Origin of the sequence: Nocardiopsis terrae (genome assembly GCF_014651695.1) — a bacterium.
Classification (GTDB): Bacteria; Actinomycetota; Actinomycetes; order Streptosporangiales; family Streptosporangiaceae; genus Nocardiopsis; species Nocardiopsis terrae.
The window spans coordinates 475,412-489,776 of sequence record NZ_BMXJ01000002.1; the positions used below are offsets into that span (position 1 = coordinate 475,412).

Below are 14,365 nucleotides of genomic sequence, written 5' to 3' on the forward strand. Positions count from 1 at the left end.
CGGGCCGCCGCCCCGCCCCCGTGTCCGGGTCCGGGTCCCCGACCGTGACGACGCGCGTCCGGGTTCGGCCACGGGAAAACCCGGTCCCCAGTGAACCGAAACCCCCCGCGTCCGCGATGGAACTGTTGGCACCCCGCCCTACGCGGGGCACCCCGGCGCCGACGGCGCCGCGCCGGACCCCCTACAGACACACGGGAAGGGGCTTCATGCTGCGTTCCCTCACCGCCGGGATCGTACTGGCCTTCGCCGGCTCCAGGGCCAACGTGGCCCGGACCATCCTGTCCTGCGCCGGCATCGTCGTCGGTGTCGGCGCGCTGATCCTGGTGGTCACCGCGGGCGACCTAGGGCAGCGCTTCGCCACCGCCTACAGCGAGGCCAACGCCGGACGCGCGGCGACCCTCGAGGTCAGCGCCTTCGGCACCGTCACCGACCTGGACTCGTTCGAGGAGGACCTCGGCCGGGCCGGCGCCCTGGAGGTGTCGGTCTACAACCGGATGGAGTCCGCCCCGCCGCTGCGGGCGGACGACGAGGTCATCCGGAACACCGACATCGTCGGGGTGGACGCCGCCCTCGGCGACATCCGGCGGATCAACATGACCCGGGGCCGCTGGTTCACCGAGGCCGACCTCGACTCCAGGGCCCCCGTCCTGGTGGTCAACGAGGCCCTGGCCGATCGGCTCGGTGACTTCGGCGACGTCCAGATCGGCACCGACCACTGGGCGGACGTGCGGATCGTCGGCGTCTCGCAGGGTTCCACCTTCAACGCCAACCAGTACAGCGCATACCTGCTGCGCGCACCCTCCTCCGGGGAGATCGTCTTCGGCCCCTCCTGGGACCCCGAGGACAACTCCCTCCCCCAGCCCACCTACCTGGCACGGGTGGACCCCTCCGACGAGGCCGCCGAGGAGATGTTCTCCGGGGGCGTGTTCACCGACCGCCTGCTCTCGGCCAGTTGGCGCTGGGGGATCGAGAACGAGGAGGACATCATGGTCTACCGCACCGACTACGCGGCGGAGACCGAGGAGCTCATCGGCTACCTGTCCCTGGGCCTGATCGGCATCGCGGTGATCACCCTCACCACCGGCCTGCTCGGAGTCCTCAACGTGGGGCTGGTCACGGTACGGGAGCGGCGCCGCGAGCTCGCCACCTACCGGGCCCTGGGTGCGAGCAGGTTCACCCTGTTCGTGGCGGTGGTGATGGAGGCGGTGGTCGTGGCGGTCGTCGCCGGGCTGATCGCCCTGGCCCTGTCCTGGGCCCTGGTCGCCGCCGGCGGGGCCCTCATCGGCCGCTTCGTGTGGCTGCCACCCGACATCAGCATGGCGGTTCCGCCCTCGGCCGCGCTGGTCGGCCTGGGCAGTGCGGCCTTCGTCGGGCTCTTGGCCGGGATCATCCCCGCGATCAGGGCGCTGCGCGCGTCCGTCGTCGCCGGGCTGCGGGAATAGGAGACAACACGTGAAGAAGTGGATCATCATCGGCGCGGCCCTCGTCCTGGTGCCGGGCCTGTTCGGTTCGGGCTACCTCCTGCTGTCCCGCACCGGAGGCGCCGACCCGGCGGCGGAGGAGCTCCTCCAGCAGTCCGCGGCGGACGCGGACGGCGGTCCGGTGGAGGTGGAGCTGGGCACGGTCAGTTCCCTGCTCGTGCTCGACGCGACCGTCCGACCGGAGCCGGGCGAGTCGCTCAAGGCCCGCCAGGGCGGCACCGTCACGCACCTGTGGCTGGACGACGGCGCCACGGTGGAGAACGGTGCCCCGGTCCTCAACGTGTCGGTGCCCGCGGAGGGCGCCGCGGGTGCGGCCGAGGGCGACGCGGACGCCGGACCTGCGACCACCGAGGTCACCCTGTACGCGCCCGCCTCCGGGACGATCAGGGGCATGGACGACGTCCGGGTCGGCGACGTCCTGGAACCGGGTGCGGCGGTGGCCACCGTCGCACCGGACGAGTTCCGCGCCGTGGCCACGGTCCCCGCCAACGACCTGTACCGGCTCTACGAGGACCCGAGCGACATCATGCTCAAGATCGACAAGGGGCCGCCGTCCGCCGAGTGCGAGTTCCTCTCCCTGGGTTCGGCGGAGGAGGGTTCGGCTCCCGCCCCCGAACCGGAGGAGTTCGACCCGTTCGCCGACGGGTCCGAGGGCGGCGGCCCCGGGGCCGAGCTGTCCTGCCGGGTCCCCTCGGACCTGCAGGTGTTCGACGGGGTCCGGGGGAAACTGTCGGTGAGCACCGGCGAGGCCAAGGACGTCGTGGTCGTACCGGTGACCGCCGTGCGCGGCACCGCCGAGGAGGGCGAGGTGACCGTGATCGGCGACGACGGCACCGAGGAGGCCCGCGAGGTCTCCCTGGGGCTGTCCGACGGGCAGCTCGTCGAGGTCACCGAGGGGCTGAGCGTCGGCGAGACGGTCATGGACCCGGTTCCGCTGGACCCGCGTTTCGACGTCCCCGGCGACGCCGACGAGGAGATGGACGACATGTACGGGGTGGACGGCTAGATGACGGTCGACACTCCCCACCCGGTGGCCGCGACCGGACGGCAGCCCACTCCCCCGCTACTCCGCGTGGAGGGCCTGACCAGGCACTTCATGGTTTCCGGCACCCGGATCGACGTGTTGCACGACTGCACCTTCGACGTCAGCCGCGGCGAGGTCGTGGCCGTCGTGGGCCAGTCGGGGTCGGGCAAGTCCACCCTGCTGAACGTGTTGGGCCTGCTGGACGAACCCAGCAGCGGTGCCTACACCTTCGACGGGGTCGACACCACGTCCCTGCGGGAGGGCCGCAGGTCGCGGCTGCGCGGGGACGGGATCGGCTTCGTGTTCCAGCAGTTCCACCTGTTGGAGCGACGCTCCGCCCTGGCGAACGTGGGCGTTCCGATGGTGCTGGGCGGGGTCCCCCTGTTGCGCCGCCGAACGCGCGCCAGGGAGTTGCTGGAGGCGGTGGGGCTGGGGCACCGACTGCACTCCCAGCCGCACCAGCTGTCCGGCGGTGAGCAGCAGCGTGTGGCCCTGGCGCGCGCCCTGAGCCGGGAACCCGCCCTGGTGCTGGCCGACGAGCCCACGGGCGCCCTGGACGCCGCCAGCAGCACCATGATCATGGATCAGCTGATCGACCAGTCCCGGGTACGCGACGCCGCCGTGGTCGTGGTGACCCACGACCCGAAGGTGGCCGAGCGGGCCGACCGGGTCGTGGAGCTGGTGGAGGGCCGCACCCGCTGAACCGTGCCCGGCACCGCCCCCGGAGGACGGTGCCGGGCACGATCCCGTCGGGTACGGGGCCGCGCACACGAAAAAGCGCCGGGCGGATTTCTCCACCCGGCGCTTTCTTGGTAGCGGGGACAGGATTTGAACCTGCGACCTCTGGGTTATGAGCCCAGCGAGCTACCGAACTGCTCCACCCCGCGTCGTTGTGATCTCTACTTTAGGGCCTTTAACCCTGGGTGGCAAATCGGCTTGTTTTGCTTTAAACCGATCGGAGATCCACCTGTTTGTCCTGGTCGGCTGGCCGACCTGGCCTTCGGCTACTCTACCAGGCCTTCCTCGCGGTCAGCACCGGCATTTTCGCCGTGCACGCATACCGTCGCCGATACGCGCTCCCGATTCCCCGCCGAGGCGGAAAAACCGGGAAAAGCACCGGACCCGGGATTTCTCCCGGGTCCGATCTTGGTAGCGGGGACAGGATTTGAACCTGCGACCTCTGGGTTATGAGCCCAGCGAGCTACCGAACTGCTCCACCCCGCGTCGTTGTGTTCTCAGATTAGCGCGCCCCGCCTGGAAAGCCAAATCAGCCGACGGAGACGTGGCGCACCCCGTCCCCGGGACGCCGCCGAACACCCCGGGGCCCGGCGGGCGTTCGGGCGCGGGCCCGCACGAAGGCCGTACGGGCACGGGGGAAACCGAACGGGGCGGGACCCCGGAAGGGTCCCGCCCCGTCGTACGGAGCGCTCTCGGGGGCGTCCGGTGCCCCCACGGCGACAGTCGCCGCGAGGGCACCGGTGCGGACCTAGTCCTCCGCGGCCTCCTCCAGGGCCTCCAGGGCCTCGCGCAGGCGCTCGTCGGCCTCCTCGCTCGACTCCTGTGCCTCTTCCCAGGCCTCGACGGCCTCGTTGAGGGCCTCGGTCAGGTCGGTGTCGGCGCCTTCGTCACCGGATCCGGCCTCGGACGACTCCTCGTCCTCGGTGCCCTCCTCGGTGTCCGTGCCCTCCTCGGGCAGCGGGCCCTCTCCGCCCTCGAACAGGTTGTTCAGGGCCTCCTGGAGGTTGCCGCCGATGGCGACCTCCTCGCCGAAGCCGACCATGACCTGCTGGAGCAGCGGGAAGGACGCCGCTCCGCCACCGCCGGCCTGCACGTAGAGGGGCTCCACGTAGAGCAGACCGCCCGCGAACGGCAGGGTCAGCAGGTTGCCCCGGGTCACCTCGGCGTTGGACTGCTCCAGCGGGAGCAGCACCTCACGCACGGCCGCGTCCGCGTCGAACGCGTTCTGCACCTGCCCGGGACCGAAGATCACCGTACTCCGAGGCAGCTGCAACAGCTTCAACTGGCCGTAGTCATCGGACTGGGGATCACTGTCCACCGCCATGAACGCGGCCAGGTTCTCACGACCGCGCGGCACGAAGGTACTGGTCACCGAGAAGCTGGCCCCCTCGGTGCCGGGGTAGTTGATGGTCTGGCGGTAGGGCGGCTCGGGCAGGTCCCCCTCGGTGGTCGGGTCGTTGGGCACCGACCAGAAGTCCTGACCGCCGTAGTAGGAGGCGGCGTCGGTGACGTGGTACTCGCGCATGATCTCGCGCTGCACCTTGAACAGGTCGTCCGGGTAGCGCAGGTGCTGGACGAGCTCCTCGCTCATGTCGTCCCTGCTGACCACGGCGCCCGGGAAGGCGCCCTTCCAGGTCTGGAGGACGGGGTCCTCCTCGTCCCAGCCGTAGAGGGTGACGCTGCCGTCGTAGGCGTCGACGGTGGCCTTCACCGAGTTCCGGATGTAGTTGACCTCGTTGCCCGGCAGCGCGCCGACCTGCTGCGCCGAACCGTCGGTGAAGGTGTCGGTCACCGCCTGGGTGAAGTCGATCCGGTTGGCGTACGGGTAGCCGTCGGAGGTGGTGTACCCGTCGACGATCCACACGATCCTGCCCTCGACCACCGCCGGGTAGGGGCGGCTGTCCACGGTCAGGAACGGTGCGACCTTCTCGACCCGGTCCAGCGGGTCCCGCTCGTAGATGATCCGCGACTCACTGGTGATCGCGCTGTTGAGCAGGATGCTCGTTTCCTGGTACTTGATCGCGTACAGGATGCGGTCGAAGAAGTTGTTGAGCTCGACGCCGCCGTCGCCCTCGTACCTGTTGTACTGCTGGGACCCCTCGCCGCCGGCGCCCTCCTCGTCGGCGCCCTCCTCGGTGGCCGGGTCCTCCTCGGCAGCCGCGTCCTCGTCCGCGGCCGCGTCCTCCTCGGCGGAGTCGGCGGGGGCACGGGCCTCGTCGGCCTCGGGGCTGGCGCTCGGCTCCGCCGCGTCCTCCAGGGTCGGGACGTCCCCCTCGCTCTCCTGCGAGTCGAGCGGGTAGTCGTATTCCTGCTCGGCCTGGACGATGACGTAGTCGGCGCCCTCGCGGCCGTAGTAGATCCGGGGCTCGTACTCGCCCGTGACCTCGCTCAGCTCACCGCGCGGCGGGATGTTGTACTCGGTGAAGACCGGGCGGCCCTCGTCGTCGATCAGGTTGCCCGCGGCCGCGACCATGCCGAAGCCGTGGGTGTAGATCAGGTGCCGGTTCAACCAGTTGTCCTGGTCGGCGGGCGGGCCGTCGAGCTCTCGGACAGCGACGATCGTGTCGATCAGGTTGCCCTCGGAGTCCGGGTAGCGGTCGACCTCCAGCACGTCCGGGAACTGGTAGAAACCGCGGACCTGCTGCATCTGCTGGAAGGTCTGCGATACCACCGCGGGGTCGGCCAGACGGACGCTGGGGATGGTGTCGGCCTCGGCCGCCAACTCCTGCGGAGTGAGCTCCGTGGTGGCGTCGTAGGTCTCGACCTCCGCGTCCGCGATGCCGTACGCCTCACGGGTGCTCTCGATGTTGCGCTCGATGTAGGGGCTCTCCAGGCGCTGCTCGTTCGGGCTGACCTGGAAGCGCTGCACGATCTCGGGGTAGGCCACACCGACGACCACGCCGGACAGCACCAGCAGGCCGAGGGAGGCCACCGGGATCAGCGTGTTCTTGAAGACGATGTTGGCGAAGAAGAGGACCGCGCAGATCACCGAGATGACGGTGAGGATGGTGAGTGCGGTCTTGACCGCGTTCACGTCCGTGTAGGAGGCACCGAAGGTGTACCCGCGGTCCGAGAACACCAGCCCGTAGCGGTCCAGCCAGTAGGACCCGGCGCGCAGCAGCACGAAGAGGCCCAACAGGACCGACAGGTGCACGCGGGCGGCGGGGGTCGCGCGCTGGCCGGAGTCGTTCTGCAGACGGACGCCGCCGTACAGGTAGTGCACGACCACCGCGGCGATGAAGGCCAGGATGACGGCCGCGTACAGGTAGCCGAGCAGCACCCGGATGAACGGGTAGGTGAAGGCGAAGAACGAGATGTCCATACCGAACTCCGGGTCGTTCACCCCGAAGTCGACACCGTTCATGAACTGCAGGTAGGAGCGCCAGTCACCGCTGGCGGCCGCACCGGCCAGCAGGGCCAGGGCGCCCACCGCGATCCAGAAGAAGAGCTTGCGGTGGGGGTCGATGGACTGCCGGTAGCGGTCCAGGCCCTGCTGTTCCAGGCTCATCGGCCGGACACCGGGCCTGGCCCGGTAGGCGAAGAAGATGCTCGCGCCGACGATGACCGCCATCACGAGCCCCGCCACCGCGAACAGCAGGACTCGGGTCCACAGCTCGGTCAGGAAGACCGAGGTGTAGCCGACGGAATTGAACCACTTGTAGTCGGTCCAGAAGTTCGCGGCGATCATCAACGCCGCGATGATGACGACCACGGTCGCCGCGACTGGCGCGAGCAACCTTGATCGGCGAGGCATACGCGCAGGTGGTGCGCCGGGCGATCGAAAGCTCACGCCTCCCCCTCGTTCTGACTTGGTAGGTGCGTTCGGTGCGCGTGTGGCGCCTTATTACTGAAAACTTATTTGGTGGCCGCCGGGTTCCCGAAATCACCCATCAGCGGGTGACAAGGCTGCATCGTTGGGGTATCGGAGTCGCAACCGCACGGCACCTTTGCGACCCTACTGCCGCCGAACGGGCTCGGCGAGGCTCCCACATCGGCCACCATGGAAACGTGTCGAACATTCGCGAAGCCGTCATGGACCTGGAACGCCACGCCGCCGAACAGGGGTGGGACCGCCCGCTGGGGCTGTACGCCCTGGTCCCCACCTCGGAGCTGTTGGCCGCGGAACCCGCCCTCGCCGGGATGCTGGGGATCGAATCCCCCGTCAGCCCCGACGAACTGACCCCCGTCGAGCAGGAGGCGCTGCCCGGAGACGTCCCGTTGGAGGAGGCCCTGGGCCGCATCCTGTGGCCCGAAGGGGTGGCCGGCTGCGCGCTGGTCATGGAACGCCTTGTGGTGAAGGGCTCGGACGAGACCCTGGCCGCGGGCGAGGACCCCACCGCCTCGGACAAGGAGACCGAGGAGATCCGCATGGTCGCCGGCGTGCTGCGCGACGGTTCGCGGCACTGCGCGATGCGGATGCGCAGCCACGACAGCGAGACCGAGGTTCTCAACGGCCCGGACCTGATCCCCGCCCTGACCTCGGCCCTGGCCCTCACCCTGGACCTGGAGGAGGGCTGAGCCGTGTTTGCTTGGGGCCTCCGCTGTATTTGCTTTGGTCCTCCGCTTCGCTTCGGACCGTGTTCGGGCGCCTCAGGGGAGGAACCTTCGGCACCTACGGTGTGATCACTCGTTCCTCGCGATCCCACCTCCGGCACCTCCAGAACCCTCCCGCGCCCGAACGAAAGAACACCCCCCGGGGCGAAGGTGAGCGGGCAGGGGCGCCCCCCGGGCCGAGGTGGGTGGGAGGCACTCCCCTTGTGGCTGAGGCGGGAGAGCAAGCACGCCCCTTGAAGCTGAGATGGCAGGACCCCCGGACCGCGTAGCTCTGGGGTCCTGCTAGCTCAGCTCCAGGGGGTGTTCCTTTGTTCGAGCGCCGGGGAGGGTTCTACAGGAGGAGTCAAGCCGCCAGCGAGGAACGAGCCAGGCGTGGACGAGTCCGAAGAACCCCTCCGCAAAGGCGCCGAACACGGGCCGAAGCGAAGCGGAGGCCCAAAGAAAACACTCTCTATTCGCAGCGGGGCAGGTCGTCGCCGCCCTCGCGGATGGTCTCCAGCGCGTCCACGGCGTCGGTGAGCGTCTCGACGCGCACGACGTCGAGTTCGCCGTAGGCGGCCGACTGGGCGACCTGTGAGCAGCTGTCGGCGGCCACGAGGAAGTACTCCGCGCCGTCGCGCTCGGCGCTGACCATCTTCTGCGGGACACCGCTGATCCCGCCGACCCGGCCGTCGGTGGAAATGGTTCCGGAACCGGCGACGCTGGCCCCGCCGGTGATGCCCTCCTCGCTGAGCCGGTCGATGATCCCGAGGGCGAACATCATGCCCGCGCTGGGGCCGCCGATCTCACCGACGGTGATGTCGATCTCCACGGGGAAGTCCATGTCGTCGGTGATGAGCACACCGACCGCGGCGGAACCGTCGTCGTTGCTGACCGTCTCGACCTCGACCTCGACCTCCTCGCCGTCGCGCTCCAGGGTGAGGGCGACCGGTTCTCCGGCGTCGCGCGCGCTGACCCGGTCCACGACGTAGGCGCTGCCCACGAGCTCTTCGGGGCCCTCACCGCCGGCGCTGGTGGGCACGGGGTCGCCGTCGACGGCGACGATGACGTCGTCCGGTTCGACGATCCCCTCGGCCGGCATGCCCTCGACGGCTTCGGCGACCCGGGGGACCGCCTCGTAGTCGATGTCGAGCTGGTTGAGTGCCGCGGCGGTGGCCTTGGTCTGCGAGTCGTTCATCTGGACCGTCTGCCGCTCGCTGACCTCCTGCTGGGAGCGCCCGGCCGGGAAGAGGAGCTCCTCCGGCAGGACCGCCTGGCTCGGGGAGATCCAAGCCGTCACCAGGGTGAAGAGGTTGAGCCGGTGCTGGGGGCCGCCCGCGTACTGGACGGTCACCATGGAGAGCGATCCCTCGTGCTCGTAGCCCTCGGCCCCCTCGATACCGATGATGGGCTGGCCGTCCTCCTGCTCCCCGATGGTGTCCAGGGTGACACCGGGCGCGGCCACCAGATAGGGCATGGGCAGGAGGAGACTGCCGTACCCGAGCCCGGCAAGCAGGACGAGTGCGGCGACAAGGGTCATGACACGACGAACCATGCTGACACCTTAGAGCCCCCGGGGACCCTCCGGCGCTCAGGCGTCCCCGGTGGCCGTCACCGGCTGCGGGGGCGCGTGTCGGCGTTCAGGGAAGGGCCGGGGCCCGCCCCGTCAGGGGGATCCGACCCACTCGGCCCCGCCGTCCTCGAAGGCCTGGTTCTTCCAGATGGGCACCTGGGCCTTGAGGTCGTCGATGAGTCTGCGGCAGGCCGCGAAGGCCTCCTCGCGGTGTTCGGCCGAGACGGCGACGACCACGGCGGTGTCGCCGATCCGCAGGTCGCCGACGCGGTGGGTGGCGGCCATCCGCACGACCGGGCGCCCGGGGACGGAGGTGTCGCTCAGCACCTTCTCCATGACGACGCGCAGCTGCGCCTCGACGCTCGGGTGGGCCGAGTAGGCCAGGGCGGACACGTCCCGACCGTGGTCGTGGTCGCGGACGGTGCCGATGAAGACCGCGGTGCCGCCGGCTCTGGGGTCGGCCACCGCCGCCAGGACCTCGTCGACGGACAGGGGCGTGTCGCGTACGGCCGCGAGAGTGATCTGTTCCACGTGGAAACCGTATCAAGACGCCCCGCGAACGACGCTTCCGCACGTGCCGTCCGCACGCGCGGCTTCCCGTGCCCCGGGTTTCCTCCGCAGGTCAGGCCTTTCCGCGCTTGCGCATGTGGCGGATGGCGGCCGCGGTTCCGATGGCGGCGGCCGCCGCGCCCGCGGCACCGGCCGCGGTGATGGTGACCTCCTTGCGGCCGAGGCTGCGTCCGGCGATCGCGTGCTTGCCGCTCTTGGCGTCCAGGAGCGCCTCCAGCGCCGACTCGTTGTCGTGGCCGGGCTTCCAGCCCGCCTCGCGCAGGGCCGAGCAGTCCACCACACACGGGTAGACCAGGAACTTGATCTCCCCCGCGGCGGCCGGGGTGATGCGGACCTGGTGCAGGCGGCGGACCGCTCCGAAGGCCAGGTTGGCGGGGACCTCGAAGTGCTTCATGCCCGCGATCGCCTCGACCTCCCCCTGGGTCAGGGAGCCCTCACAGGCCACAGCCACCACACCGGCCTCACCGGTCACCCCGTGCAGGGCGCAGTGGGCCAGGGCCGAGGCGAGGTCGTCCTCGTGGCAGAACTGCCAGTGCTGTTCGTGGCCCTTGACGGTGAGCAGCCGGGGCGCGGAGAAGTGCCGGCTCAGGAGCGTGTCCAGTTCCGGCCCCACGAGCGGCGCGGGCCGCACCACGGTGACGGTCAGGCCGGGGTGGGCCCGGCGGGCGCGTTCGGCCAACTCCTCGATCTCGGCGAAGTCGCCCATCAGGCCCTCGCTGTTGTCGGAGACGCGGGCGGCGTTCTCGTCCAGCGGGACCGGGTTGTCAGGGGCCGCTCCGTAGACCATGGTGCTGGTGACGAGGACGACCCGGGGGACCCCGGAGGCCGCCGCCGCGGTCAGGACCGTCTGGGCCGCCCGGATGTTGTCCGCACGGCGCTGCGAGGGCTTGGTGTCCAGGGAGCGGTCGACGGCGGTGTGCACGAGGACGTCGATGCCGCCCAGCCGCGAGACGAGGCCGGGGTCCCGGACGTCGGCGATCCGCCAGGTGACTCCGCGCAGGTCAGCGAACTCCTCGTCGATCGCGACGACCTCGCGCGCGGCGATGGAACCTTCTGGCGCGGCCAGGCGTTGCACGAGGAGTCGGCCCACTCCGGAGGCGGCACCGGTGACCGCCACGACCATGCCCGCCGGGTCCGGAGGGCTGTGCTCTGGGCGAACCTGGTTGCTTTCGGTATTCACTCCGGGCGACTCCCAGCTAACGTGACAGTGGAGACCAAACCTAATCCTGCCTGAGGTCTGATTGTGAGCGACCTGCCTTTCGGTTTCAGCATGCCGAACGATCCCGATGACGAGTCCGGACGCCGTTCTGGCGACTCCGGCTCGGGTGCCGGCAGCGGCCGCCCGGGCGGGGGGGACTCCGGAATGCCGGACGGTTTCCCGTTCGGCGATCCGCAACAGATGGCCAACATGCTCCGCCAGTTCGCGGACATGATGTCGTCCCAGCCCACCCCCGGCGCGCCCGAGGCGGAGAAGACGTCCTCGACGTCCGGCATCAACTGGGACATGGCCAAGAACATCGCGCGGCACGCGGTGTCCCAGCAAGGGGACCCGAGTGTGCCGCCCGCCGACTACGCACGGGTGGAGGAGGCACTGCGCCTCGCCGACCTGTGGCTCGACCAGGCTACCGATCTGCCGTCGGGGCTCCAGACGGCCCAGGCGTGGAGCCGGTCGGAGTGGATCGAGAAGACGATGAACTCGTGGGCGCAGCTGTGCGACCCGCTGACCGCCAAGACCGTACAGGCCATGGGGCAGAACCTGCCCGAGGAGATGGCCTCCGTCGCCGGTCCGCTGCTGGGCATGATCCAGCAGATGGGCGGCATGATGGTCGGCCAGCAGGCCGGCCAGGCCATCGGCGAGCTCGCCCAGGAAGTGATCGGCACCACCGACATCGGCCTGCCGCTCGCGGGTGAGGGCAACGCCGCCCTGCTGCCCTCGGGGGTGGCCCGCTTCGGTGAGGGCCTGGAGATCCCCGAGGACGAGGTCCGCCTGTACCTGGCCGCCCGGGAGGCGGCCGTGCACCGCCTCTACTCGCACGTTCCGTGGCTGCGTTCGCACGTGTCCCGTCTGGTCGAGGAGTACGCGGCCGGGATGTCGTTCGACGTCAGCGGCCTTGAGGACAAACTCGGCGAGATCGACATCACCAACCCCGAGGCGCTGCAGGAGGCGATGTCCGGCGGCATGGGTCCCGAGGGCCTGCTCCAGCCGGAGGACACCCCGCAGCAGAAGGCCGCGCTGACGCGCCTGGAGACCACTCTCGCCCTGATCGAGGGCTGGGTGGCGACCGTGGTGTCCTCGGCCGTCGCCGACCGGCTCCCGCAGTCCGGGGCCCTGGCCGAGACGACCCGTCGACGCCGTGCCACCGGCGGCCCCGCCGAACACACCTTCGCCGCCCTGGTCGGTCTGGAGCTGCGCCCGCGCCGTCTGCGTGAGGCCGGAGCCCTGTGGACCGCGCTGGAGGAGGCCCGGGGCGTGGAGGGGCGCGACGCCGTCTGGCAGCACCCGGACCTGATGCCCACCGGCGACGACCTCGACGACCCGGACGCCTTCGTGCACGGGCGGAGCGAGTTCGAGGGGCCGGACTTCGACATCTCGTCGCTGACCGAACCCGACGGCTCGGAGAAGCCCAAGCCCGGTGAGGGGTCCCGCGGGGACGAGGACGACAGGGACGGCGAGTAGGTGACACTGCACGCGGACGCCCGATCGGTGCTGGGCGGCTGGGACGCGCCCGACGACGGGCAGGAGGAGCTTCGCCGCTCCTACGTGGAGCACCTGGACGCCCACGCGGACGGTATGTGGCGCACCTGCATGCCCGGGCACCTGACCGCGTCCGCGGCGATCATCTCCTCGGACGGTTCCAGGGTGGCCCTGGTGCTGCACCGCATCCACCGGATGTGGTTGCAGACCGGCGGCCACTGCGAGGCCGGGGACCGGACCCTGGGCGGTGCCGCGTTGCGCGAGGCCGTCGAGGAGTCCGGGATCGCGGGCCTGACCCTGCTGCCGCGGCCGGTGCGGCTGGACCGCCACTCGGTGCCGTGCGGCGGCGGCAGTTTCCACCTGGACGTGCAGTACGCGGCTCTGGCCCCCGCCGAGGCGCTCCTGGTCCGGGACCCCGACGAGTCCGAGGGCCTGGGCTGGTTCCCCGTCGGGGAGCTGCCCGAGCCCACTGACGACTCGGTGCGGGACCTGGTCGGGGCGGCCGCCGCGGCGGTCCGGTCCCGGCTTCCCCGGGGGGCGGCGCAGTGTCCCTGATCACCGTTGCGGGCATGTTCGGCGGGCTGTTCATCGTGCTGGCTGCCCGCCGTGGCAGGAAGGCCCTCGACAGGCTGCTCGCCGACGAGCGCGCGGGTCTGGCCTCCCCCCGTGAGGTGGCCCTGGCCCGCGTGCGGCAGAAGGAGCGTTCCCTGCGCCTGGGCCAGGTCATCTGCGCGTTCCTGGCCGTGCTGCTGGTCGCGGTGCTGGGGCGCGCGGGCGTGTCCGGCGAGTGGGGCGGGATGACCGCCTACTACGCGGCCGTGTTCGGGATCCTGCTGGTGGTGAGCGCGCTGGCTCTGCGCCGGGTCGCCGCCGATCTCGCCGGGGCCCGTGCCGGGCTGGGCGAACCGGACCGTCCCCGGGGCCGCTGACCGGACCGGGTCCGAGGAAGGACGCCCCCATGGTTCCTGCCCGCACCGTTCTCGTCCTCGCCCTCGTCGCGGCCGCCTTCATGGCGCTGCTGTACGTGGTGACCGGCGCCCCGAGCCGGGTGGGCCAGGCCCCGGAGCCGGAGTACGGCTGGCAGACGGTCGACCCGGACGACCCCGGCCACCCGTTCCTCCCCTCGCCGCCGCCGGTCACCGGGTTCGGCGACTGACCGCGCCCGGGTGTACAACTTTCCGTACAACGACTCCTGGTGCACATCGCGCTGGCGACCCCAGGAGGAACAGTGACCAAGACGATCACCTACTCCGAGTCCCGCGCCAACTACGCGGCCACCATGGACGCGGTCGTGAACGACCGCGAGGAGGTCATCATCACCAGAGCGGGACACGAGCCCGTGGTGATGATGGCCCTGTCCGAGTACGAGTCCCTCAGAGAGACCGCCTACCTTCTCCGCAGCCCGGAGAACGCCCGGCGCCTGGTCGACGCTATCGAGCAGCTGGAGTCCGGACACGGGACAGAGCGGGGTCTGGCCGAATGAAGCTGGTCTGGGCGGAGAAGGCCTGGGAGGACTACGTCTGGCGGCAGGGACAGGACCGCAAGGTCCTGAAGCGCATCAACACCCTGATCAAGGACATCGATCGGCACGGCAACGACGGTATGGGCAAGCCCGAACCGCTGCGCCACGGCTTCCACGGCTACTGGTCGCGCCGGATCACCGGCGAGCACCGCTTGGTCCACCGAATTCACGAGGACGAGATCCGCATCGTGGCCTGCCGTTACCACTACGGCAAGTAGGACGCACTCCG

Annotated in this window: 14 protein-coding genes and 2 tRNA genes; 10 read left to right on the forward strand and 6 right to left on the reverse strand. The window is 70.4% G+C overall.

Annotated elements, in window-relative coordinates:
- The first annotated feature begins 206 nt into the window (after positions 1–206).
- From IE195_RS06135 to IE195_RS06145, 3 genes are read left to right on the forward strand one after another with little or no spacing between them, the layout of a single operon-like run.
- Positions 207–1,442, forward strand: a complete 1,236-nt coding sequence (locus IE195_RS06135; protein WP_191268399.1) for an ABC transporter permease — start codon at positions 207–209, stop codon at positions 1,440–1,442.
- Positions 1,443–1,452: 10 nt separating this feature from the next.
- Positions 1,453–2,487, forward strand: a complete 1,035-nt coding sequence (locus IE195_RS06140) for a permuted SH3 domain-containing protein (protein WP_191268400.1) — start codon at positions 1,453–1,455, stop codon at positions 2,485–2,487.
- On the forward strand, positions 2,488–3,207 hold the full coding sequence (locus IE195_RS06145; protein ID WP_191268401.1) for an ABC transporter ATP-binding protein: 720 nt from the start codon (positions 2,488–2,490) through the stop codon (positions 3,205–3,207).
- A 108-nt stretch (positions 3,208–3,315) separates the two neighbouring features.
- On the opposite strand, the gene IE195_RS06150 is transcribed toward IE195_RS06145, so the two are convergent.
- The 3 genes from IE195_RS06150 to IE195_RS06160 all read right to left on the reverse strand — a co-directional run bounded on the left by IE195_RS06150 (position 3,316) and on the right by IE195_RS06160 (position 6,997).
- Positions 3,316–3,392, reverse strand: a tRNA-Met gene (locus IE195_RS06150).
- Positions 3,393–3,652: 260 nt separating this feature from the next.
- A tRNA-Met gene (locus IE195_RS06155) sits at positions 3,653–3,729 on the reverse strand.
- A gap of 262 nt (positions 3,730–3,991) precedes the next feature.
- A complete protein-coding gene (locus IE195_RS06160) occupies positions 3,992–6,997 on the reverse strand; it encodes a UPF0182 family membrane protein (protein WP_225942327.1) in 3,006 nt (1,001 codons plus the stop codon).
- Between the two features lie 254 nt (positions 6,998–7,251).
- On the opposite strand from IE195_RS06160, the gene IE195_RS06165 reads away from it, so the two are divergent.
- Positions 7,252–7,761 (forward strand): PPA1309 family protein, encoded by a 510-nt coding sequence (locus IE195_RS06165; protein WP_268249153.1) that lies wholly within the window; start codon positions 7,252–7,254, stop codon positions 7,759–7,761.
- 487 nt (positions 7,762–8,248) lie between these two features.
- Here IE195_RS06165 and IE195_RS06170 read toward each other — a convergent pair whose 3' ends face one another.
- From IE195_RS06170 to IE195_RS06180, 3 genes are all read right to left on the reverse strand, one after another.
- Positions 8,249–9,316: a YlbL family protein gene (locus IE195_RS06170; protein WP_191269017.1), complete on the reverse strand. Its 1,068-nt coding sequence runs from the start codon at positions 9,314–9,316 to the stop codon at positions 8,249–8,251.
- A 126-nt stretch (positions 9,317–9,442) separates the two neighbouring features.
- Positions 9,443–9,880, reverse strand: coding sequence for a molybdenum cofactor biosynthesis protein MoaE (locus IE195_RS06175; RefSeq protein ID WP_191268402.1), 438 nt, complete (start codon positions 9,878–9,880; stop codon positions 9,443–9,445).
- A gap of 91 nt (positions 9,881–9,971) precedes the next feature.
- Positions 9,972–11,042, reverse strand: a complete 1,071-nt coding sequence (locus tag IE195_RS06180; protein ID WP_191269019.1) for an NAD-dependent epimerase/dehydratase family protein — start codon at positions 11,040–11,042, stop codon at positions 9,972–9,974.
- A 120-nt stretch (positions 11,043–11,162) separates the two neighbouring features.
- Here IE195_RS06180 and IE195_RS06185 point away from each other — a divergent pair, with 120 nt between their 5' ends.
- The 6 genes from IE195_RS06185 (at position 11,163) to IE195_RS06210 (ending at position 14,354) form a co-directional block, all read left to right on the forward strand.
- The gene (locus IE195_RS06185; RefSeq protein ID WP_191268403.1) at positions 11,163–12,596 is read left to right on the forward strand and encodes a zinc-dependent metalloprotease; all 1,434 of its coding nucleotides are present in this window, start codon (positions 11,163–11,165) and stop codon (positions 12,594–12,596) included.
- Positions 12,597–13,169 (forward strand): NUDIX hydrolase, encoded by a 573-nt coding sequence (locus IE195_RS06190; RefSeq protein WP_191268404.1) that lies wholly within the window; start codon positions 12,597–12,599, stop codon positions 13,167–13,169. It begins immediately after the preceding gene.
- Complete coding sequence (locus IE195_RS06195) at positions 13,160–13,543, forward strand: hypothetical protein (protein ID WP_191268405.1); 384 nt, start codon at positions 13,160–13,162, stop codon at positions 13,541–13,543. Before IE195_RS06190 ends, IE195_RS06195 begins: the two co-directional genes overlap by 10 nt.
- A 29-nt stretch (positions 13,544–13,572) precedes the next feature.
- Complete coding sequence (locus IE195_RS06200; RefSeq protein ID WP_191268406.1) at positions 13,573–13,770, forward strand: hypothetical protein; 198 nt, start codon at positions 13,573–13,575, stop codon at positions 13,768–13,770.
- A gap of 72 nt (positions 13,771–13,842) precedes the next feature.
- Positions 13,843–14,097: a type II toxin-antitoxin system Phd/YefM family antitoxin gene (locus IE195_RS06205; protein WP_268249154.1), complete on the forward strand. Its 255-nt coding sequence runs from the start codon at positions 13,843–13,845 to the stop codon at positions 14,095–14,097.
- A complete protein-coding gene (locus tag IE195_RS06210) occupies positions 14,094–14,354 on the forward strand; it encodes a Txe/YoeB family addiction module toxin (RefSeq protein ID WP_191268407.1) in 261 nt (86 codons plus the stop codon). Before IE195_RS06205 ends, IE195_RS06210 begins: the two co-directional genes overlap by 4 nt.
- Positions 14,355–14,365: the final 11 nt, after the last annotated feature.